General features: G+C 58.0%; 21 protein-coding genes, 1 tRNA gene and 5 pseudogenes. 15 read left to right on the top strand and 12 right to left on the bottom strand.

All coding sequences use genetic code 11. From position 1 onward, the window contains the following. The first annotated feature begins 44 nt into the window (after positions 1 to 44). The 6 genes from QMX97_RS04120 to QMX97_RS04095 all read left to right on the top strand — a co-directional run bounded on the left by QMX97_RS04120 (position 45) and on the right by QMX97_RS04095 (position 6,337). A complete protein-coding gene (locus QMX97_RS04120; RefSeq protein ID WP_201144587.1) occupies positions 45 to 836 on the top strand; it encodes an AraC family transcriptional regulator in 792 nt (263 codons plus the stop codon). Between the two features lie 74 nt (positions 837 to 910). Next, complete coding sequence (locus QMX97_RS04115; RefSeq protein ID WP_282396126.1) at positions 911 to 1,522, top strand: LysE family transporter; 612 nt, start codon at positions 911 to 913, stop codon at positions 1,520 to 1,522. A 318-nt stretch (positions 1,523 to 1,840) separates the two neighbouring features. Then, on the top strand, positions 1,841 to 2,134 hold the full coding sequence (locus QMX97_RS04110; protein WP_201144591.1) for a hypothetical protein: 294 nt from the start codon (positions 1,841 to 1,843) through the stop codon (positions 2,132 to 2,134). A gap of 223 nt (positions 2,135 to 2,357) precedes the next feature. After that, positions 2,358 to 5,072, top strand: coding sequence for a magnesium-translocating P-type ATPase (gene mgtA, locus QMX97_RS04105; protein ID WP_065905471.1), 2,715 nt, complete (start codon positions 2,358 to 2,360; stop codon positions 5,070 to 5,072). Positions 5,073 to 5,161: 89 nt separating this feature from the next. Continuing rightward, positions 5,162 to 5,509, top strand: coding sequence for a DUF2493 domain-containing protein (locus QMX97_RS04100; RefSeq protein ID WP_065905472.1), 348 nt, complete (start codon positions 5,162 to 5,164; stop codon positions 5,507 to 5,509). Between the two features lie 18 nt (positions 5,510 to 5,527). Further along, on the top strand, positions 5,528 to 6,337 hold the full coding sequence (locus QMX97_RS04095; protein WP_282396124.1) for a hypothetical protein: 810 nt from the start codon (positions 5,528 to 5,530) through the stop codon (positions 6,335 to 6,337). Here the strand turns inward: QMX97_RS04095 and QMX97_RS04090 are convergent. Next, the gene (locus QMX97_RS04090) at positions 6,334 to 7,026 is read right to left on the bottom strand and encodes a tellurite resistance TerB family protein (RefSeq protein ID WP_282396122.1); all 693 of its coding nucleotides are present in this window, start codon (positions 7,024 to 7,026) and stop codon (positions 6,334 to 6,336) included. The two genes, QMX97_RS04095 and QMX97_RS04090, sit on opposite strands and share 4 nt — an antisense overlap. Positions 7,027 to 7,151: 125 nt before the next feature. On the opposite strand from QMX97_RS04090, the gene QMX97_RS04085 reads away from it, so the two are divergent. Both QMX97_RS04085 and QMX97_RS04080 read left to right on the top strand, forming a co-directional pair. Further along, positions 7,152 to 7,679: a DinB family protein gene (locus tag QMX97_RS04085; protein WP_282396121.1), complete on the top strand. Its 528-nt coding sequence runs from the start codon at positions 7,152 to 7,154 to the stop codon at positions 7,677 to 7,679. A 154-nt stretch (positions 7,680 to 7,833) separates the two neighbouring features. Continuing rightward, positions 7,834 to 8,115 (top strand): hypothetical protein, encoded by a 282-nt coding sequence (locus QMX97_RS04080; RefSeq protein WP_065905476.1) that lies wholly within the window; start codon positions 7,834 to 7,836, stop codon positions 8,113 to 8,115. Positions 8,116 to 8,163: 48 nt separating this feature from the next. Here QMX97_RS04080 and QMX97_RS04075 read toward each other — a convergent pair whose 3' ends face one another. After that, complete coding sequence (locus QMX97_RS04075) at positions 8,164 to 8,355, bottom strand: DUF2188 domain-containing protein (RefSeq protein WP_065905477.1); 192 nt, start codon at positions 8,353 to 8,355, stop codon at positions 8,164 to 8,166. 340 nt (positions 8,356 to 8,695) lie between these two features. On the opposite strand from QMX97_RS04075, the gene QMX97_RS04070 reads away from it, so the two are divergent. Together QMX97_RS04070 and QMX97_RS04065 are read left to right on the top strand one after the other, a co-directional pair. Then, positions 8,696 to 8,782 (top strand) — tRNA-Leu (locus QMX97_RS04070). Between the two features lie 185 nt (positions 8,783 to 8,967). After that, positions 8,968 to 9,144, top strand: a complete 177-nt coding sequence (locus tag QMX97_RS04065) for a DUF3606 domain-containing protein (protein ID WP_106803766.1) — start codon at positions 8,968 to 8,970, stop codon at positions 9,142 to 9,144. Between the two features lie 258 nt (positions 9,145 to 9,402). Here QMX97_RS04065 and QMX97_RS04060 read toward each other — a convergent pair. Further along, positions 9,403 to 9,809 (bottom strand): annotated as a pseudogene (locus QMX97_RS04060) (DUF4113 domain-containing protein); the annotation flags it as partial. A 33-nt stretch (positions 9,810 to 9,842) separates the two neighbouring features. Here QMX97_RS04060 and QMX97_RS04055 point away from each other — a divergent pair. Continuing rightward, positions 9,843 to 10,525 (top strand): annotated as a pseudogene (locus tag QMX97_RS04055) (SOS response-associated peptidase family protein). A gap of 286 nt (positions 10,526 to 10,811) precedes the next feature. Here QMX97_RS04055 and QMX97_RS04050 read toward each other — a convergent pair. The 3 genes and pseudogenes from QMX97_RS04050 to QMX97_RS04040 all read right to left on the bottom strand — a co-directional run bounded on the left by QMX97_RS04050 (position 10,812) and on the right by QMX97_RS04040 (position 13,031). Beyond that, positions 10,812 to 11,325: pseudogene (locus QMX97_RS04050) on the bottom strand (lysis system i-spanin subunit Rz). Continuing rightward, a pseudogene (locus QMX97_RS04045) lies at positions 11,322 to 11,826 on the bottom strand (glycoside hydrolase family 19 protein). The pseudogenes QMX97_RS04050 and QMX97_RS04045 overlap by 4 nt, the downstream one beginning before the upstream one ends. A 113-nt stretch (positions 11,827 to 11,939) precedes the next feature. Then, positions 11,940 to 13,031 carry an acyltransferase gene (locus tag QMX97_RS04040; RefSeq protein WP_282396116.1) on the bottom strand — a complete coding sequence of 364 codons (1,092 nt, stop codon included), beginning with the start codon at positions 13,029 to 13,031 and terminating at the stop codon, positions 11,940 to 11,942. A gap of 1,074 nt (positions 13,032 to 14,105) precedes the next feature. On the opposite strand from QMX97_RS04040, the gene QMX97_RS04035 reads away from it, so the two are divergent. After that, entirely contained in the window at positions 14,106 to 14,315 is a 210-nt protein-coding gene (locus tag QMX97_RS04035) for a hypothetical protein (protein ID WP_282396115.1), read from the top strand. Positions 14,316 to 14,324: 9 nt separating this feature from the next. Here the strand turns inward: QMX97_RS04035 and QMX97_RS04030 are convergent, their stop codons facing one another. From QMX97_RS04030 to QMX97_RS04015, 4 genes are all read right to left on the bottom strand, one after another. Then, the gene (locus QMX97_RS04030) at positions 14,325 to 14,501 is read right to left on the bottom strand and encodes a hypothetical protein (RefSeq protein ID WP_262133472.1); all 177 of its coding nucleotides are present in this window, start codon (positions 14,499 to 14,501) and stop codon (positions 14,325 to 14,327) included. Between the two features lie 116 nt (positions 14,502 to 14,617). After that, complete coding sequence (locus tag QMX97_RS04025) at positions 14,618 to 15,052, bottom strand: hypothetical protein (protein ID WP_282396113.1); 435 nt, start codon at positions 15,050 to 15,052, stop codon at positions 14,618 to 14,620. 29 nt (positions 15,053 to 15,081) lie between these two features. Beyond that, a complete protein-coding gene (locus QMX97_RS04020; protein WP_065908350.1) occupies positions 15,082 to 15,402 on the bottom strand; it encodes a hypothetical protein in 321 nt (106 codons plus the stop codon). 151 nt (positions 15,403 to 15,553) lie between these two features. Then, positions 15,554 to 15,820, bottom strand: coding sequence for a hypothetical protein (locus QMX97_RS04015; protein ID WP_282396112.1), 267 nt, complete (start codon positions 15,818 to 15,820; stop codon positions 15,554 to 15,556). Between the two features lie 211 nt (positions 15,821 to 16,031). Here QMX97_RS04015 and QMX97_RS04010 point away from each other — a divergent pair, with 211 nt between their 5' ends. Beyond that, positions 16,032 to 16,592: a fasciclin domain-containing protein gene (locus tag QMX97_RS04010; RefSeq protein ID WP_065908348.1), complete on the top strand. Its 561-nt coding sequence runs from the start codon at positions 16,032 to 16,034 to the stop codon at positions 16,590 to 16,592. Between the two features lie 368 nt (positions 16,593 to 16,960). Here QMX97_RS04010 and QMX97_RS04005 read toward each other — a convergent pair. Then, a pseudogene (locus tag QMX97_RS04005) lies at positions 16,961 to 17,149 on the bottom strand (helix-turn-helix transcriptional regulator); the annotation flags it as partial. Positions 17,150 to 17,453: 304 nt separating this feature from the next. Between QMX97_RS04005 and QMX97_RS04000 the strand changes: the two are divergent. Next, complete coding sequence (locus QMX97_RS04000; RefSeq protein WP_213553697.1) at positions 17,454 to 18,230, top strand: hypothetical protein; 777 nt, start codon at positions 17,454 to 17,456, stop codon at positions 18,228 to 18,230. Between the two features lie 98 nt (positions 18,231 to 18,328). Here QMX97_RS04000 and QMX97_RS03995 read toward each other — a convergent pair whose 3' ends face one another. After that, entirely contained in the window at positions 18,329 to 18,472 is a 144-nt protein-coding gene (locus tag QMX97_RS03995; RefSeq protein ID WP_226939958.1) for a hypothetical protein, read from the bottom strand. Between the two features lie 533 nt (positions 18,473 to 19,005). Between QMX97_RS03995 and QMX97_RS03990 the strand changes: the two genes are divergently transcribed. Then, on the top strand, positions 19,006 to 19,731 hold the full coding sequence (locus tag QMX97_RS03990; RefSeq protein WP_282396106.1) for a gluconate 2-dehydrogenase subunit 3 family protein: 726 nt from the start codon (positions 19,006 to 19,008) through the stop codon (positions 19,729 to 19,731). Positions 19,732 to 19,809 lie beyond the last annotated feature (78 nt).

Raw genomic sequence — 19,809 nt, 5'->3', positions numbered from 1 at the left:
CTGCCAGCGTATGCTGAGGCCCTCACTCCTAGCGAGCCACCTCGATGAGCGCCATGCAACACGCCTGGCTGGGCAACTACGAACTCAGCAGCACGACCTGCACCGGCCTGACCTTTGCGCGCCACAGCCATGATGAATGCGTGATCGGCGTGAACCTGCTGGGCGAGGAAAAAGTCTGGCTGGACCGCCGCGAGTTTGCGGCGGGGCCGGGCTCGATCACCCTGTATAACCCTGGGCAGATTCAGGGCGGCGGCGCTGCCGAGGGGGCGCCTTGGCAGTTTGTCAGCCTGTACGTGAGCGCCGACCAATTGGCCGGTGATCTGGGGCTGGCACAGGTGGAGTTCGACCGCTCGCTGTGTGTCCAGCCGGACCTGGCCCAGCGCCTGGCGATGGCGGTGAAAGGCGCATTGAGTGGCGATGCGCGGGTGCGCGAGTTGCACGAAGAGGCTTTGCTCCTGTTGCTCGGCGAAGTGGTCGGCCTCAGTGGTGTGCGCCTGCCCGGCACCGCGGCCACCGGCAAAAGCCTGATCGGCCGCGCCCAGGAACTGCTCGCCGAACAGCTGCATCAGTCCGTACCGTTGGAGCAGTTGGGCGATGAGCTGGGGTTGTCCAAATTCCATCTGCTGCGCACCTTCCAGAAAGAAACCGGGCTCAGTCCCCGGCAATGGGCCATGCAATTGCGCACTCGCCGTGCCAAGGGCTTGTTGCGCAACGGCGTGGCGGCCAGTGAAGTTGCGCACACGCTGGGCTTTGCCGATCAGAGCCACCTGAATCGGCATTTTCGCGCGGCCTACGGCATCACTCCCGGCCGCTACCAGAGCGTAGTGAAGCGCTGAACAGCGCAATCTGGTTCAAGACTGCACACCCATCCCTGCGCACACTGCCCGGCATCATTTGAAGGAACGCGGGCATGCTGACGATCTTCTTTTACGCGCTGGTATTCGGTTTTGTTTTTTGCCTCTCTCCCGGCGCGGTGCTGACGGAAACCCTGCGCCGTGGCCTATTGCACGGTTTTACCCCGGCCTTGCTGGTGCAGGTCGGTTCGCTGGTGGGCGATGCCGTCTGGGCGGTGATCGGGCTCACCGGTATCGCGTTGCTGATCCAGCATGACGCGGTGCGCGTGCCGCTGACGGTGGTCTGTGCGCTGTACCTGGCCTGGCTGGGCGTGCGCAGCCTGCTCGACGCCTGGCACCTGCCCGAAGCTGACAGCAACGTAGCCCGCTCCGGTAAAAATGCGCTGGCGGTAGGCGCGGCGATTTCGTTGGCCAACCCAAAGAACATCGTCTATTGGGGCGCGTTGGGCAGCGCCTTGTCCGGCATCGTCGGCGCGACACCCAGCCACGGGCAGACGCTGATGTTTTTTGCGGGGTTCATGCTGGCCTCGGTGTTGTCGTGCTTTTTGATTGCGGCGCTGGTGAATCTGTTGCGCCAGAACGCTTCGCCGTTGTGGCAACGCATCAGTTACGGCGCCTGCGGCGTGGTCTTGATCTATCTGGCTATTCTCGCGGCACAGGGCATATGAAGTTATATAACCGGTAACTTCAGAGTGCCTCTTATCTGAATGAACTCTGAACCGCGGGTTATTTAATTAATCATGCGTTGACATTTTGTAACTGTCTGAGTAGATTGCCCGTGCCCGCTACTGGGGCCTTTTTTAAACCTCACAAAAGAAGCCAATGGACACAGTATCTAGTCGCTGTCCGAGCACCGCGTTTGCGGGCATCGGGCGCCAAACCCAGAATATGACAGGACTCGCCTTCCAGGTCCGGTAAGCTGCGCTAGAGCTTGATGCTCCTCCGTAACTGCCTCGCCGGATGCGTATCCGGTCCCGAGGTGTGTTATGACCTTCCAAACCTTTGTTTTACCTGATGTACGCACACTGGCCGCCGCCCTGCGCGCCAAGCTGTGCCGCGAGCCCGTGGGTTTTTCGCCGACCCGTTCGCCACTTGCCGTACCCTCCCCTCAAGTGCGCCCGGCCCACCCGCTGGCGCACTGGCGTATCTGCCCAGCCACTGGCCAATTGCAGCAGCACTGGGATCACGCCGACCCTCAAGACCCACAGAGACCGACCGTTTCCCGCCTGGCGCAAGCTGGCTTGATGCTCGGTCTGTATGTGAGCGCTCGCGCAGCTTAACCCCGCTGGAAACAGCAACTATCTGATCAATACCCTGGAGTTCCTCATGAACACTTCCAGATGTAATCGGCTGCGCGTTAGTTAACTAACGCCGCCATCAAAGTTAGGTAAACACCTTATTTGAACCGATCGCCAAGTTAGCGGCTCGGCCGGCTTTCACTCGCCTGTATGCAGGCAAGTAACGGGCCTGTTTTGTCGACAACTGGCGACAGGAGTACACACCATGAGCGCCGTAAAAAACACGCCACTGCAGAAGAAAAAGGGCACCGACGCCGACACCAAACTGTCGATGCGTGCCGCCCGCGAAGCCCACAACGGCTTATCCGCCACCCTCGCTAACGTTCGCGCCACCCAGGATGGCCTGACCGAACTGGACGCCGCTGCCCGCCTGCAACGCGAAGGCTACAACGAAGTGGCGCACGACAAGCCGCCTCACGCCATCGTCCAGTTCCTGCAGGCCCTGAACAACCCGTTCATCTACGTGCTGCTGACCCTGGGCGGCATCAGTTTCTTCACTGACTGCTGGCTGCCGATGCAGGATGGCGAAGAGGCCGACCCCACCAAAGTCATCATCATCATGACCATGGTGCTGCTCAGCAGCCTGCTGCGCTTCTGGCAGGAGCACCGCTCGGCCAAGTCCGCCGAAGCCTTGAAGGCCATGGTGCGCACCACCGCGACCGTGCTACGCCGCGAGCAAGTGGGCGGCCAGCCCGCCCTGCGCGAAGTACCGATGCGCGAACTGGTGGCCGGCGACATCGTGCAGTTGTCGGCCGGCGACATGATCCCCGCCGATATCCGCCTGATCGAGTCCCGCGACCTGTTCATCAGCCAGGCCGTGCTCACCGGCGAAGCCTTGCCGGTGGAGAAATACGACACCTTGGGTGAGGTCACGCAAAAATCCGCCAGCGCCTTGGCCGCCGACCAGGGCAACCTGCTGGACCTGCCGAACATCTGCTTCATGGGCACCAATGTGGTCAGCGGCCGCGCCAAAGCCGTGGTAGTCGCCACCGGACCACGTACTTACTTTGGCTCGCTGGCCAAGGCGATTGTCGGTTCGCGGGTGCAAACCGCCTTTGACCGCGGGGTGAACAGCGTCAGCTGGCTGCTGATCCGCTTCATGCTGGTGATGGTGCCGATCGTGTTCCTGCTCAATGGTTTCTCCAAGGGCGACTGGGGCGATGCGTTCCTGTTCGCACTGGCGGTGGCCGTGGGCCTGACCCCGGAAATGCTGCCGATGATCGTCAGCGCCAACCTGGCCAAGGGCGCCACGGCCATGGCCAAGCGCAAGGTGGTGGTCAAGCGCCTCAACGCGATCCAGAACTTTGGTTCGATGGACGTGCTGTGCACCGACAAGACCGGCACGCTGACCCAGGACAAAATCATCCTCGAGCATCACGTCAACGCCTTTGGCCAGCGGGATGACGCGGTGCTGTCCCTGGCCTGGCTCAACAGCTATCACCAGAGCGGCATGAAGAACCTGATGGACCAGGCCGTGGTGCAGTTCGCCGAGCAGAACCCCAAGTTCCAGGTGCCATTTGCCTACAGCAAGGTCGATGAATTGCCCTTCGACTTTGTGCGCCGTCGCCTGTCGATCGTGGTCAAGGACGCCGCCGACGACCACCTGCTGGTGTGCAAGGGCGCCGTGGAGGAGATGCTGGGCATTTCCACCCACGTGATGGAGGCAGGCAAGGCCGTGCCGCTGGATGAGCACCGCCGCGAAGCGTTGCTGGCGATTGCCAACGACTACAACGAAGACGGTTTCCGGGTGCTGGTGGTGGCCAACCGTCACATCCCTAAATCGCTGGCGCGCCAGCAGTACACCACCGCTGATGAGCGCAACCTGGTGATCCAGGGCTTCCTGACCTTCCTCGATCCACCGAAGGAAACCGCCGGCCCGGCGATTGCCGCGCTGCAACAAATCGGCGTGGCGGTCAAAGTGCTGACCGGCGACAACGCGGTGGTCACCAGCAAGATCTGCCGCCAGGTCGGGCTCGATCCAGGCCAGCCGCTGCTGGGGGTGGAAATCGAAGCGATGGACGACGCGACCCTGCTGCGCCGCGTGGAAGAGCGCACGGTGTTCGCCAAGCTCACGCCACTGCAGAAATCCCGCGTGCTCAAGGCTCTGCAAGCCAACGGTCACACGGTCGGTTTCCTCGGTGACGGCATCAACGATGCACCGGCGCTGCGCGATGCCGACGTGGGTATCTCGGTGGACAGCGGTACCGATATCGCCAAGGAATCGGCCGACATCATCTTGCTGGAAAAGAGCCTGATGGTGCTTGAAGAAGGCGTGCTCAAGGGCCGCGAAACCTTCGGCAATATCATGAAGTACCTGAACATGACCGCCAGCTCCAACTTCGGCAACGTGTTCTCAGTGCTGGTCGCCAGTGCGTTCATTCCGTTCCTGCCGATGCTGTCGATCCACTTGCTGCTGCAGAACCTGATGTACGACATCTCCCAGCTGGCCTTGCCGTGGGACAAGATGGACAAGGAATACCTGGCCAAGCCGCGCAAGTGGGATGCCAAGAACATCGGCCGCTTCATGATCTGGATCGGGCCGACCTCGTCGATCTTCGACATCACCACGTTTGCGCTGATGTGGTACGTGTTCGCCGCCAACAGTGTCGAGATGCAGACCCTGTTCCAGTCCGGCTGGTTTATCGAGGGGCTGCTCTCGCAAACCCTGGTGGTGCATATGCTGCGCACGCGCAAGATCCCGTTCTTCCAGAGCACAGCCGCGTGGCCGGTGCTGATGATGACCGCCGTGGTCATCGGGCTGGGGATCTACGTGCCGTTCTCGCCGCTGGGCACCCTGGTCGGCCTGCAACCGCTGCCGCTGGCGTACTTCCCGTGGTTGGTCGGCACCCTTCTCGCCTACTGCTGCGTGGCCCAACTGATGAAAACCCTCTACATCCGCCGCTTCAAGCAGTGGTACTGAGTTTCACCCTGCCATGCCTCGTAGGAGCCGGCTTGCCGGCAAGCCGGCTCCTACACCCAGGCAGCGTTTGCATTGCAAGGAAATTTCTTATGCGCGTCTTGATCTGTGCAGGTCGTCATTACGCCGACACCAAAAAGTCCCGCCAGGTGCTGGACGCTTACCACCGCCTGCGCCCGGTGCAGGTATTGATCCACGGCGGCAACCAGTTCCTCGGCAGCGACATCGAGGAATGGGCACGCGAGCTGGGCATCGACGTGGTGCGCTACCCGCCCAACTGGCAACACCACGGCAAGCAGGCGGAACGCCAACGCAACCATTTCATGCTGACCGACAGCCGCCCCGATGTGGTCATCGCCCTGCCCGGTGGCGATGACACCTTCGAGCTGGTCTGCCAGGCCAACGCCAGCGGTATCTCGGTACTCACCGTAGAAAGCTGAATTCACGCGAGGTGCATCATGCACAAAAAACACACCCCTCAACGCCCCGACGGGTTTGCCAAATACCGTGCGCGCCACTATCGCGGTGCGCGCAATAGCCTGCTGCTGTTGCCACCGGCGAAACGTCGGGCGCTGCGGCGCAATCTGATCTTTATCGGCCTCACGCTGGGCCTGATCCTGCTGGTGGCCCTGGTGTCGAAAGCCCACGCGGCCGGCGGTGCCTACGTGGTCGACGACGGCGCGATCAATGCGCCAGGAGCATGCAACATAGACGCCTGGTACAGCGCCAATCGCCACGATAGCAGCACCCACAGCGAGACGCTGTCGCCGGCCTGCACCTTCGCCGCCATGCCCTCTGTGCAATGGGGCGCGGCGCTGTCACGGGCCGACCATGAGACCCAGGTCAACCCGCAACTCAAGGCCCAGGTGCTGTCCCGACAAGACCTGGGCGTGGAAATCGCCGTTTCCGCTGGCGCGCACCTGGCGCTGGATCGACAACACGGGTTTGATGGCGCTGACCTGAACGTCCCGTTCACCTGGCAAGTCCTTGAAGCCTTGCGCCTGAACCTCAACGCCGGCTGGACTCATGCCTACAACGACGGCGATCAGCAACATCGCCTGACCTGGGGCAGCGGCTTGGAGTACGAGCTTGCGCACGCCCTGACGCTGATCGCCGAGCGCTATGGCCAGGCCGGCGGCGACCAGGCCTGGCAGGCCGGACCGCGCCTGCACCTGGGGGAATTTGTCGACATCGACCTGATACTGGGGCGCAGCCTGACCGGCGCCCGCGACCAGTGGCTGACCACCGGTGCGACACTGCGGTTCTAGGCTTTGGCCTGTTGCTCCAACAGCAGCTGCAACTGCGGGTCGATCTGCAACTGCCCCGCGAGGTCATCCAGGTAGTTGCGTTCGGCTTCCTGCTGGTCATCGACCAGCAGCACACTGGCCACGTACATCTCGGCCGCCACTGCCGGGTCTTCGGCAAACTCGGCAAAATCCGCCGCATCCAGGGGCTTGGCGATTTCGGCGTCGAGCCACTGTTGCAACTGTGGGTCGTCGGTATGTCGGCGTACTTCATTCGAGATCAACTGCCGCTCTTTTTCGTCGATCTCGCCGTCGGCCTTCGCGGCCGCGATCAATGCACGCAAGACTGCGTGACTGTGGGCTTCGGCTTCGGCGCCGTGGAGCTGGTCGACGGTCTGGAATGCCGCTTGTGGCTTGGCCGCCTGCTGGCTCTGCCAGGCCTGATACGCTTGGAAAGCCATCATTCCCAGGGAGGCCAACGCCGCATAGTTCATCCCACCAGTACGCCCCTGGGCCGGGCGCGCGGCAGCTCCACCCCCGAGCATGCCGCCCAAGCCACCCAATAACCCACCGAGGCCGCCACCGGCAGGCGCATTGGCGCTGTTGGTGCCTTTCAACAGACCACCAAGCAGCCCGCCCAGACCGCCGCCCGCGGTGCCACTGCCCGGCTGCCCGGCGCGCAGCAGTTGTTCAAGTAAGTCGCTGGTGTTCATGGTTTCACCCTCCCAGGGCGTGGTGTTGGCGTCTAACAACCATAGCGCGCCACTGCGGGAACACCATGACCGCCGGGCGGCCACGCCTTATGATGGCGCGACCCCGGCAACAAGAGACACACCCCGTGAACCGTATCGAACAGATCGCGCTGATGGCGACCTACAACCAGTGGATGAATCGCAAGGTCTATGACGCGACCGGCACCCTGGACCACGCCGCACTGCTGGAGGACCGCCAAGCGTTTTTCGGCTCGATCTTCGGCACGCTGAACCACCTGGTGCTGGGCGATACGGTCTGGCTCAAGCGCTTTGCGCTGCACCCTGTCGGCTTTTCGGCACTGGCCCCGTTGAGCGCCATCGAGGCACCACGCGACCTCAAGCACCTGGCCTTCGCCGATCTGTGCGCACTCGCGTCCCGGCGCGTCTGGCTGGATGAGCTGATCATCGAGTGGGCCCACGGCTTGAGCGATGGTGACCTCGACCATCGCCTGCACTACCACAACATGCGCGGAGTCGCGGCGGACAAGCCGTTTTTCAGCCTGCTGGTGCATTTCTTCAATCACCAGACCCATCACCGCGGCCAGGTGACGACGTTGCTGACCCAGGCCGGCGTGGATGTGGGCGATACCGATCTATTGGCGCTGATCGACTAGCCGTAGCCGCGTACCTATCCGTTTGGGGGGATAAACGAACGTCACACCACCGATGGGGTCGTAACTTCAGGTGCCGGGATTTTTCCGCTCCCGCCCTCCCCGCGCGCATTGTGGGTCTACCGATGCGCGTACCCCATAAGAAGGAGACGCTTACATGGTCATTCACTTCAAGGTCGCCGGGCATCTGGCTTGCGGCCATCACGGCACCAACCTCCCGTCCAGCACCGAGTTGAACCGGGTCAAATGCCGCACCTGCCGCAACACCGAAGCCTACAAGGAAGCGCGCCGCACCCAGCGCAACGCCGCTCGCCGCGCGTCACGCAAAGCCAAGACTCATACCGCAACCGACTGGCGCAGCGCGTGGACACAACGCCTGACCGACTTGCCAGGCCTGCAGCGCCTGCCACGCGGGTTCAGCGGCCAGCCTTTCGTCTAGGCTGCCCATGCAAAAGCCCCGGCCAGGCCGGGGCTTTTTTGTTGCACTTCAATCATCATTGGACACCGGCCGGTTGCGTGCCTTGTACCCTGGCAAGGTAGCGGCATACGCAAATGCCTGTTCGCGGGAATTGAAGGTCGCCAACCGGTCCTGGGGCGTACATACCCGCCACGGTCCATGGTTGACCTGCACGATGTCGTAGCCATTCAGATGCAGCTTCGTCAGCATTGGAGCGCTCATAGTCACCTCGCTTTCCTGAGATTTTCTGGCGTTGCAGCCCCACCTTACACCCGCTACGGGCTCAGAGGTCGACCATGTGTCGTACCGAAATGGCTGCATTCATGAACACCAAACAGCCACTGATCCACGCTCTGGCCGGGGGGTATGGCAAGTAGCCAAAGCTGTCATTTATGGCTCATGTTCTGTCGCCAGCCGAATCGTCCGATTAGCCTCAATACCCCCTGTAGATCACTGATCTGCCGAGCTTTTTCACTCAAGCCTTCAGCAAGAAAGCTGCCCTTCGACCTTGCGCCCGAGCGTACGGATCTATATATTCCCAACCCTGCTACAACGCGCTGCCGCCCGAATGGCGAAACTGGTAGACGCATGGGACTTAAAATCCCCCGCTCGTAAGGGCGTCCCGGTTCGATTCCGGGTTCGGGCACCAAAGATATCAAGGGCTTGCGTGATGAACTTCATGCAGGCCCTTATCTTTTTATGCTCCGCGATTCCCCTCTCCGACGTCCTGCCGATAGTTAACCGTTCATAACTCCAACCGAACTCCACTAAACCGACAATGCTCTATCGAGAGACGCCTGGACGCCTCCAGGCCAACCCGCAGGGAGTGGAATTATGTCTGACGATCTGAAAAACCGTGGCCCTCAGGACCGAGCTCGCGTGAATACCTCCGAGCCTTGGGAGGTAAAGCACTGGACCAAAGAGTTCGGCGTTACTGAACAACAGCTTAAGGACGCCGTGAAGGCGGTGGGCCCGATGGTTACCGATGTCCGTAAGAAGCTCGGAAAATAGCTGCAATCTCGCCTCGTGCTGTCGCGGGGCGAGCTTATTTATCCCATCTACCGGCGTTCTGCTGACTCAACTCGAATACCCCGTTTTCATCGGCTGCTACGCTGTCCAATCTACTAAGGAACAGCAATGCCAAACACTGATCTACTAAGAACATCCGCGGCGTTTTGCACTCAATCGACGAGAACGGGGGGTTCATCAAGCTGACTCTGGCAGTCTTCATGTCGCCCGATTGAAGTTGATCAGGCGCTGAGCACCTCACTACTTGCAAGCAACCGACCACAGCTGATCGAGCTTCACGGTGTAGCTCTGGCTCATCATTTCCCGACGCATGCACCAGTCGGGGTTCGTCGGCACACTGGCCGACCTCAGCGCTCCCCTTCCCCCCTGTCATTGATCTGGTCCAGCACGATCATAACTCTCGTGGCCTCGGCCGGCTGAGACACCGCGAATAGATCGTCCATGTTCTCGCCCGGCTGGCACAGATTGAGCAACATCGCCTCGGCTTTGCTGTACTTGAAGCCTGTTCGAAAAATCCGGTCAAGAGCGTCAACTGCAGCCTTGCTCAGCAGGCGCATGTCGTCAGTTGGATACGGCATATCCACCACTACCCCGTTGGCGTATTTCGCTTCATCCGGATTGAACATGCCGGTGCGGATGCATATCCGACTGTTCATAAGCCCCGACGGGCGGAGACGATTATGTGCGGAAGACTGACGCAGTACCGTGGCATCCACGACTTTGTTGCAGCCCTCAGCATGCCTAACACCTTGACCAAATCTATGGGTGACCCGCCAATCGAACGCTACAACGTCGCGCCGACCACGCAGGTCGCGCTACTGCACGTTCAAGGGGATCTGCTGCACGCTGACCCGGTGCGCTGGGGATTGCGGCCGCATTGGGCAAAGGATCGAGCTTCACCGATCAATGCGGGCGAGGAAAAGGTCGCCGACGGGCCGTTCTTCAGGGCGATCTGGCTGCACCGGGCAATCACTCCGATCCACAACAGCTTTGAGTGGGTAGACGAAGGAGGTCCGAAAAAGTAGCCCGACCTAATCCGCCGTCGGGATGGCGCGCCGATATTCTGCGACGCGATAGGCCAACTACCGGACGTAGATGAAGGACCTAGCGAGCATGACGGGTTTGTGATCATCACCGCTGACAGCACCCGCAGCATGGTTAGATATCCACGAGCGTCGACCCGCGGTGCTGACGCCGGGAATGGTTGGACCCGGCCACACCCGAAGAGCGAGCGGAGCAGATAGTGCTGCACCAAGGCGAACTGTCCGAGGTCTTTGAATGGTTCAAGGTCGACACTGCTGTGGGCAACGTGAGGAATAAGGGGCCACAGCTGATCCAGCTGATCGAACCGGCATTGAAATAACAGGCAACATTCTCCCGCATGGAACTGGAGGCTTCTTTTTATTGGTGGTCTAAGGTCTCCTTGCAATCAAATTGAGTCGTAACAAGGAGAAAGTCATGTCCAAGTCTGGAGGCGGCAAAAGCAACTCAGGTTCGACTGGTAAAGGCGCAGGCAGCGGAGGCACCAAAGCGCCCGTCGTTGCAAACCTTCCAAGTACCACGGGCAAACCTTCCGGCGGCGGCCGAGGAAATGCCGCACCCAAAGCCAAGTAAACTCTAGCGGCCACCCGCCTTTGTGGGTGGCTCTCTCATTTCGGGCCTGCACTCAGTTCCCTCAGATACACCTGGCACGCCCGCAGCGCGATCACCGCATTATCTCCATCGTCGGTGATGGCGATAATTCGTTGAGCATGCGCTGGGTCAAGTTGGGCTCGACGGGCAGCATGAACCACGCCCACGGAGCCGCGGGTGTTAGGCACGTCACAGCCACTGGCTGAATCCGTGGTGTCAATAAGGACTGACAGCCGCACATCAGCAGTAGCAAGGCGGTCACTCAATAGAGCCTGGTTGCGCTAGGCATCAGATAATTCCTTGGTATGTTTTTGGTCGGCGACGGCCAGATGCTGCTCCGTGAAGGCGCTTTTCCTGCTCGGCGCGAGCCTCAGCCGCCGCGGCATTGCCGATCGAGGTCAGGTCCGTCTCGAACTGGGTGCTCTGCTCTGCCAGTACCTCCCCGAGGCGCCAGTCTTGCACCTGCCAGGTACCGGCAGCACTGATCGCCATCGCCAGCAGTATCGCGGCCAGGATCTGCCCGGGCGTCATTTCAGTGCCTTTTCGTAGAGCGCCTGGCGATCATCCTGTCCGGTGAGCCCGGCATTGATGCGCCGAGTAATCTTCACGAACTGTCCTTGATATGCCAGGGTGTTCAACCCACGGGTAGAACAGAACCAGGCTGCCGACATTGCCGCGTGCTTCCAGCAGTGTTGGTTGATTGACCAAGTCAAGGCCCAGCGCTTCACCGCACTCCATGTCGCTCGCCCGCCCAGTGATTTGGATCAGGCCCCGGCCACGGTACTTGGGGCCGTCCCCCTTCACCGTGTTGCCCAGATATGCGCGCCCTTCGTAGCCGGCCTGTTGCGCGGTGGGTCCCCATATCTCCCGCACGTAGCACAGATGGCCCGACTCGTGTCCAAACTGCGCGCCGAATGCGGCGATACGCAGCTTGTCCACGATCCCGTACTTGCCCATAACGGCGTTCAGCACAGGAACAAAAACGCCGGCGTTGGTGGGAATCTGCAGCAACTGCTGCTCAGTGATCGACATGATTTTCTCCAGGCAATAAAAAGCCCGCTCATCGCGGGCTGATTAGGCTTTATCGTTTAGAGGCACGCGGCATTGCTCATACTAAAATCGTAAAACTGTAGTAGCAGCGTTCCTTAAGCCTGCCGCCGGAATACAAGCTTAATATTTTGAATAAAACCACCGTCCTTCATCTTTCCAAGACGAATGAATGGTGTTTCGATATACCGATAGGAAAGACTTGCGAGATATAGCGTTAGAGGAACGGAAATAAACATAGCCACATAAAAAAGAGGCATGCCGGTTGAAACTGATTTTGGAATAAACTTCTGCACATAGAAGAATGTAACGCTATGAAGCATGTAAATTGAATAAGACATCTCACCAAGGTGCTTGAGACCTTTCTCAATAAACGTTTTACCTGACAAGGCCAATCGCAAACAGGCAAAGGTTGCAATAATACTAAACAAGGTGAAGACCAGTCGATCATATCCAGTAACAAGCTGTATCATTTCAGGAGTACTCTCATAAAAGAACATTCCAAGTGCCGCCACAACCAAAAGCAACACAGAAGATACATTCGATAACCGCGAAGGCTGCACAGAGAGAGAAAACTTAGATAGTGCAACACCAACGACAAATAAAAAAATTTGATTGAATGGGTGAATATAGGTAAACCACTGCTCAGCAAGACTCTTATCAGTGCCAAGCAAGTTAAAAGCAAAGTGAATATAGCTTACTAAAGAAACTAACAGCAAAGCCAGAAGTGCTGCCCAGCGCCGGGCACAAATAATAACTATCGGAAATGCAAGGTAGAAACAAACCTCATTACCAATTGACCATGAGCCGGCAGGTATACCTTTCGTGTATCCCAGAAAGCCAAAAGTCATAGATAGATTCAGCATCACCGTCTCTATCGAATAATTTCGCCATAGCTTAAACAAGAACCCAATGCATGCAATCCAATATATCGGGGCAAGTCTTAACAACCTTTTCTTCCAGAACTCAGAAACCTTATCAAGCCCCCAAGATGAATTTCTATAAGCAAGAAATAGAGAGGCACCGCTTATTATATAGAAAAGCGACACTCCATAAATACCAAGGCGACCAAGAACGGTATTTCCGTCAGGGTCTCCAATAGTTCCGCAAACATAGTGATAAATCATTATTGAAAGCGCCATTACCCCCCTTAAGTAGTCAAGCGCTTCGACTCTCTGACCTTGCCCCATTAACGGCTTCCCTGCGGTAAAAAGGAAAGGAGAATATCAGATCGTTTTCGGTTTTCAAAAAATATCAACGACAAGGATGCCGTTGGGAAGTAGTCCATACGCTGCCGCTCCGCACGTATTCCACATGTGTTATGCGACTTGCACGATCTGTCTCAAATGCTGCTCGATGACAGGCATAGCTTTTTTTCAGGAAAAAATAAACCCGTTTATGGCGGATGAGGTTATGCAATATCGGATCAGATGGGTGCTATGGGGCGCTTGTTGCTGTCGGGAAAAGCGGGTTTGTCGGCAGTCCACTTGCGAAGGGCGAGCCAGTATTTCTGCCACTCGGCAATCGTTCCAGGGATGCCCTCCTCCCCATAGGAAAACCTTCCCGTTCTCCCCGACTGGCTTTATCTGAAAGGCATCAATCTCATCCGAAGGAGCCGGCTTCGCATCCAGCATCCATAAAAGCGCAAGGTTGCATACTTGTCGAAAGTCGACACAGAGGAGCAGCCAGCCAGCAGGAGCGAGTGAATAACGAGCGACATAGCTATCAAGATTTTACGCATGGGCATCCTTGCGATTCAGGCGGATAGTGAAACTTGGAATCCAAGCACTGTTCCCCGGACCTGTCCAGGCATCCAGCGTGGATGGAATGCCAGTAACTGGGCTCTTCGCAGCGTAGTAGCGTTGTGCCTTTCAGAAATGCCAAGGAGTGGCAATGCCGCATCGCCTGACAAAGTTAAAATCCGCGCTCAATCAGATGCCAAACAACACCTACTCACAGTTCCAGGCTCTGAGAGACGGACTCGTAGCCTCACTTATCGACTGGCCAGTGGAGAAGTGAGATATCTCTGATGAACATTTGCCGACAGATCAGCCGGCCTCCCAAAAATCTAGAGATTGGCTAGACGCGCTGACTGTGGCGCTTGCCCAGGATCTCCCCACTAATAAATCGGAAGCTACTCCCGAGCGACTGAACAACATTCTGGTGCTCGCGTCCGCAACGCCCCTCTCCCGGCCTTCTGCCGACTCAAATCAAAGTCCCTGTTTCACCACCTGCTACGCTGATACATCCACGGAGAATCAGCCATGCCAAACTCAGATCTATTGCCCTCCCTGCTATCAAAACTTTACGAGAATCAACTGTCCCTCGAGGCTTCCGTCATGGAGCTATCGAACTGGGTCGAGCAACGCGGTTCCGCTGAAGTGGCAGAAAACGTGCGCAGCGCTTTGCATACCATCGACGAAAACGAAGAGTTCATTAAGCTCACCCTGGCCGTGCTGATGTCACCGGAGTGATCCTGCGTATCAGGCCTTTACTGAGTTCTTGATCACCCAAATGCCAAGCGCAACAAATACAGCTGATTTAGCCACGGCAAACAGGGTGTCTCTTCCCGCAAACAACTCGAACGCCGAAAACAGCAGTGAGAAGGTGCCTACTATCGCCAAACCATAGCCAACCGGGCGCACGTACCTGTGGAACATTTCTTTCATCTCCCTGAAAAAACAAAAAGTGTAGATTTTACCGCCCCTCAGCGTGAAATCACCGATGCGCTCTGGCAGGGGCCGGCACACATTAACAAGCCGCCCGCTGTCTCCGGCTAATAAACCAACCCCACACATTGATCTTTTTCAGTAGGGAAAAACTTCAGGAGAAGCGTTTTAAGGGGGTAATGCTGCGATTTCACTTCATAAACAACGTTGGTAAAGCTGTCTGCATCAGATCCATTACCCGCGTTTGATGCCTCAGACACCTTTACCAATCTAACGTCAGAAATATCACCCACCAGCGAACGCATTTGATTCCACCCCGTCAGCGGGTCATCAACAGATTCAAGGCATAACAGTGACTGCCATCGCTCTTTATCGCCTCGCTCATACGCTGAAATTGCCTGTTGCGCGAGCTTGAGCGTGCCTTGTGCACCCGCAAGGTTCGGCAATGAATGTGAGTCTTTGTGCGTTGAACACCCGGTCGCGAGCATGCACATGAATAAGACGGCTTGCCCCGTCAATATCAACGACGTTTTAGAGTACATATGATTCGCTATCCTTTTTGAATCCGATCCTAGCCTGCCCTCAGGCTGCGATGCGTAGTCAGCACCCCGCTCTTATCGAACAGGAAAATCATCTGGTTTCCCCCACCATCCTGGCAAACAACGCCTTCGGTTTCTCCGTCGACGATTCCTTGGCAAGCCATGTTCCATACGTATGGACGGATTTGGCACTTGAGGGTTTTGCCATCCTGGATAATCAGGTGGTGAGTGGCGGAGACGTCTTCAGGGGCTGGTTTGGGGCAGCTGCCCTCCCCCCAATTGACACCTTGGTGATTGGGTTGAGAAGCGCAACCGGCCAATAGTAGGAGGGAAAACACGCATTTGAAATTCATGATTACCGTCCTTAGTCATGAAGAGGGAGTAGCACTACATCCGTATAGGCGCGGTTTATTGTGCGTCACTTCGCGCTGATATTTAAGATCGGGGTAGCGGTTTTCGACAACAGGCACGTTAAAACGTCTAGCGATGGATGACGGATTACCATCACCCGCCCCGGCTTGAGGGCTCAGCGTCTCTATCGAGTTGGCTCAAGAGTGGCCAGACCACACCGCCACCCAGGACTTGGTCGATAGCGCCAACCTTTGAAAAGGCTTGCTCAAGGTTGAAGTCTGCGCCGTTGCTGAACACTTCGGCCTCATTATGCAGTGCATACGCTATGTGGGCTTCAGCCCGTACTTTCATCGAGGCATTCACGTCACTTTCAAAGCAATTGGACATCAACGCGCGGTCCTCAATTAATTCCAGCGCCAAAGCCTGTTCTGTTGTGACTGCATAATGCCCTCGGCAGTGAACGAAGCCCCTTAGCCTCCACGAACCTCGCTTCCGAGCCCGGACGAGACGCTGGTCAGCCAGGAAAGTTGGGAGCCAAGAATTATTTCGTCAACCGGTGCATCCACTTTGATCGCTGGCTCGTAGATTCAATACCCTCACCCGGAGGGCATAAGAGCCAAGGAGATACATCATGCACGCTTTTTACAAGAAACTTGCAGCAGCAGCCTGCTTCGCGATTCTCTCCGTCACCGCAACGCTCAGCTTTGCCGCCGACACAGTGATGGTCGGAGGTGCAGCGATGTACCCGAGCAAAACAATTGTCGAGAACGCAGTCAACTCCAAGGACCACACGACACTCGTCGCAGCCGTCAAGGCTGCCGGGTTGGTTGATACACTCAACAGCAAAGGCCCCTTTACGGTGTTCGCGCCCACCAACGAAGCCTTCGCAAAGCTTCCAGCCGGTACCGTCGATACTCTGGTCAAGCCGGAGCACAAAGCCGATTTGACTAAAATCCTGACCTACCATGTCGTGCCCGGCACTCACACATCGGCACAGCTCATGGCCGACGCCAAGAAGAACGGTGGCACCGTAGTATTGAAAACAGTTCAAGGTGAGTCGCTGAACATCAAGCTGCATGACGGCAAGCTTTGGGTAGTCGATGCCAAGGGCGGCAAGGCCAGTATCAGCATCGCAGACGTGATGCAGTCCAACGGCGTGATCCACGTTGTCGACTCGGTCTTGATGCCTTAAACACTCGTCATTCCCGGCAGACGCGCAGTTTGCCGGGTGTTGAGGCCGCCAGAGCCGCTGGGGTCTGAGCAATAGAGTGCGAAAATCGGCCTAGTTTTCGTAGAAATACCAAATGACCGACACCACGGCGACTACCCAGCCGAGGGTCAGCAGAAACGAGAGACCTGCAAGTCGCTTATCCATGACGTCCTGTCATCTTGTTGAAAGCCCATAATCCTTCAAACAAAGCGTAGCAGGTGCGCCCGAGATGGGCGGTGGGTCGCTGAGACTCAATGAATCAGCTCCCTGGCCTTTTCCAGGCATTCGGTGGCGCTGTCCAACGCCTCGACGGCTTTCAGGGAATCATCAGCGCCGCTCTGCGCGCGCTGCCCGGTGATGACGAACAGTACATCAACCCCGGCTTTTGCCACCTCGGCCAGGTAATCCGCGCGTGGGTGCCGGATGCCGTTCTCGTAACGCCCCTGGGCGTTCACTTCGACGCCGCCGATTTTTCCAATCTCTGACTGCGATAGACCCAGCCTCAGTCTCTCCGCCTTCAACCTTGCACCAATGCTCATGACTCATCCCAATCGAAAAGATAAAACTGAGAGCCTGGCGGTGGTTTTTTAGTTCCAGAGTGGCGCTCGCGTCGTCATGGCCGCCTGGGCGGACTTCAGCAGCAAAGCCCGTCGCCCCAGGAACCAAGATCAAGCGAGCACGCGTCGAGCCGTTTTATCGTCGCGGGTTGAACCACGGCAAGGCCCTACGGATGCTGCTTTACTGAGGCGCGTGCTGGATCAAATCAATAGTCGCACAGCACGCGCAAATCGCACTTCCTCGCTCGACCCACACCCACTCGCATTGCACTTAAGGATGAGCATCATGACCGATGATTTGAAGCAATCAGGTTCGACCACGACGTCCCAGCCCACCACCACGCTGGAGCAGGTCAAGACCGGAAGGGTGCTGGATTTCACTTGGGCGCCTAACGCGAATACGACCACCACCGTCGTTTCGGCGGACTTCATCGACTACGAGGTCGATACTTCCCAGGGCAGCCCTACCGGGGACAGTCACTCCATTGCACGGTTCACCTATGCCCAGGGCAAGGGCGGTGGCCAGATCAGCCAATTGTTTCTCGAGGAGATGCGTGCCGGCGTGCGCGCCAGCACCCAGATCGGGCTGATGGTGGGACGTAAATGGGCACTGGACGCCGACGCCGACGTCTCCGGCAGCATAGGCACCTACGTCATCGAGCAATTTGATGACATGCGCGCCAGTGTCAATTACGTCGGGACTTTCAGCCGCGTCTTTGCAGACCCCAGGATGGTCAGTTACCACGCTGGGGGGCACGTGCACACCAATGTCTCGATCACCGCCAGCAGGGCCCTGACCATGGCCGACTCGGGCAAGTCGATCCTGGTCATCAGCGACACGGACGTTACGCTGACGCTGGGCGACGGTGTGATTGAAGGGTTCAAGGTCACACTGATCCAGGCGGCGGCCGGCAAAATCAACATTGCGGTGTCCAGCAGCCATGTTATCTACAGCAACGCAGGGGCCCGAACGCACACGCTCAACCCGCTGGACGAGCTGGAAGTCAGCACCTTTCCCTACGGCCCGGTATTCCTGGCCTTCCGGGTCAGGCCGACGGCCTGAAGCCAGCGCCATTTTTCCTGCAGGACGGGGTGTGAACACACGTGCACACCCCTTATCAATGGCCTCTACATCACGCTTTTGACCCGCCAGACCTTGCCTCACGCAATCTTGCGGGCGATGTCATACACCGAATGTTTGGCCTTGCAATGCAGGTACGAGCGCCATTCCTTGAAGGCGCGCTGTTGCCTGGCAAAAGCCTCCAGCCACTCATCTCCGCCCACCAATTCGATGGGAATGGACATCATCAATTCGGTCGCAAGATCGAGTTCCTCAACGAGCTCGCGTCCATTCGGCATATCAAGAATTAGGGATCGCATAGCCACCTGTGATTATTCTTCGCAGTACATCGACCGCTCCAACTCTCTGATAGTGCTCAATTTCCGACGAGCGGTAACATCTGGTAACGGGTAAGGAAAACCGCCTGCACTGCAACCTACTGTCGCGTCACCAATGCGTGTACTCCCTCTATGGCAGCAGATCCGGCGCACACAGGCGTTTTTAGCCTCCAGTGGAAACCGTTAAATCCCGCCACTGAAAAAATGCTGTTTCCTATCAATGATTTGCGATGACCCAACGCGTCAGTTTTTGAGGGTTTTACGTCAAAATTGTTAATAGCACCGTGATTTGTCGCCGCCTAAACTCCAGATCGAAACATTCTGAATCATCCCGCTCGTCCCCCGCGCCGCCCCTGTTGGTGTGAGTGTCGCAGGCATAAAACCCTGCGGGCGCTGCCGTGTGCGCACGGGAAACGCGCCAGACTCGCAAAGGAACCTTCATGCAGCGCAGAGACTTCTTATCCTCGGCCATAGCGCTGGCGGCTGCCTCGACATTGCCCGCCGCCCGCGCCGCGGAAATCACCGGCGGCCAACCCTGGGAGCCAGGCACTGCCAGCCTGCCGGCCCTGCCCCCGGTCCGCCAGGGAGGCCTGGCGTTTTTCAATCAACACGAGTTCCAGACCACCGAAGCCATCGCCGAACGGCTGATCCCCACCGACGCGCTGTCCATCGGCGGCAAGGACGCCGGCTGCGCGACCTTCATCGATCGCCAGCTGGCGGGCGACTACGGCAAGGGCGCCACGCTGTACCGGCTGGGCCGCTTCGTCAAAGGGACCTTTGAACAAGGCACCCAATCGGCACTCACCCCCGCCGAGCGCTGGCGCAAAGGGTTGGTCGCGATTGACGCGGACAGCCAGGCGCAATTCGGCAAGCCATTCGTGCAGCTGCAAGGCGAGCAACAGGACCAGGTACTGACCCGCTTCGAGAAGAACGCCGTGCAGGTGGGAGCCGAGTTTGATGACGGCGCCAAAGAGATCTTCGAACAAGTGCTGGCCAACGTGCGTGAAGGCTTTCTGTCGGACCCGCTCTACGGCGGCAACAAGGGCATGGCGAGCTGGAAGATGCTCGGCTTCCCGGGCGCGCGCTATGACTTTCGTGACGTCATCGCCAAGAAGGGCCAGAAGCTCAACATCATCCCCACCAGCCTGATCGACAAAACGCTTTGAGCCCCCAGAACATTTGAGCGATGAGGCCTGGCCATCATCGCCGACTGACCGTGATTTGCTGTAACGAAGAGGAATTCC

The sequence above is a fragment of the Pseudomonas sp. PS01298 genome, from assembly GCF_029959745.1.
Taxonomy (GTDB): domain Bacteria; phylum Pseudomonadota; class Gammaproteobacteria; order Pseudomonadales; family Pseudomonadaceae; genus Aquipseudomonas; species Aquipseudomonas aylmerensis.
Note: the sequence above shows the minus strand (reverse complement) of the source record. Positions and strands in the feature narration are given on the sequence as shown.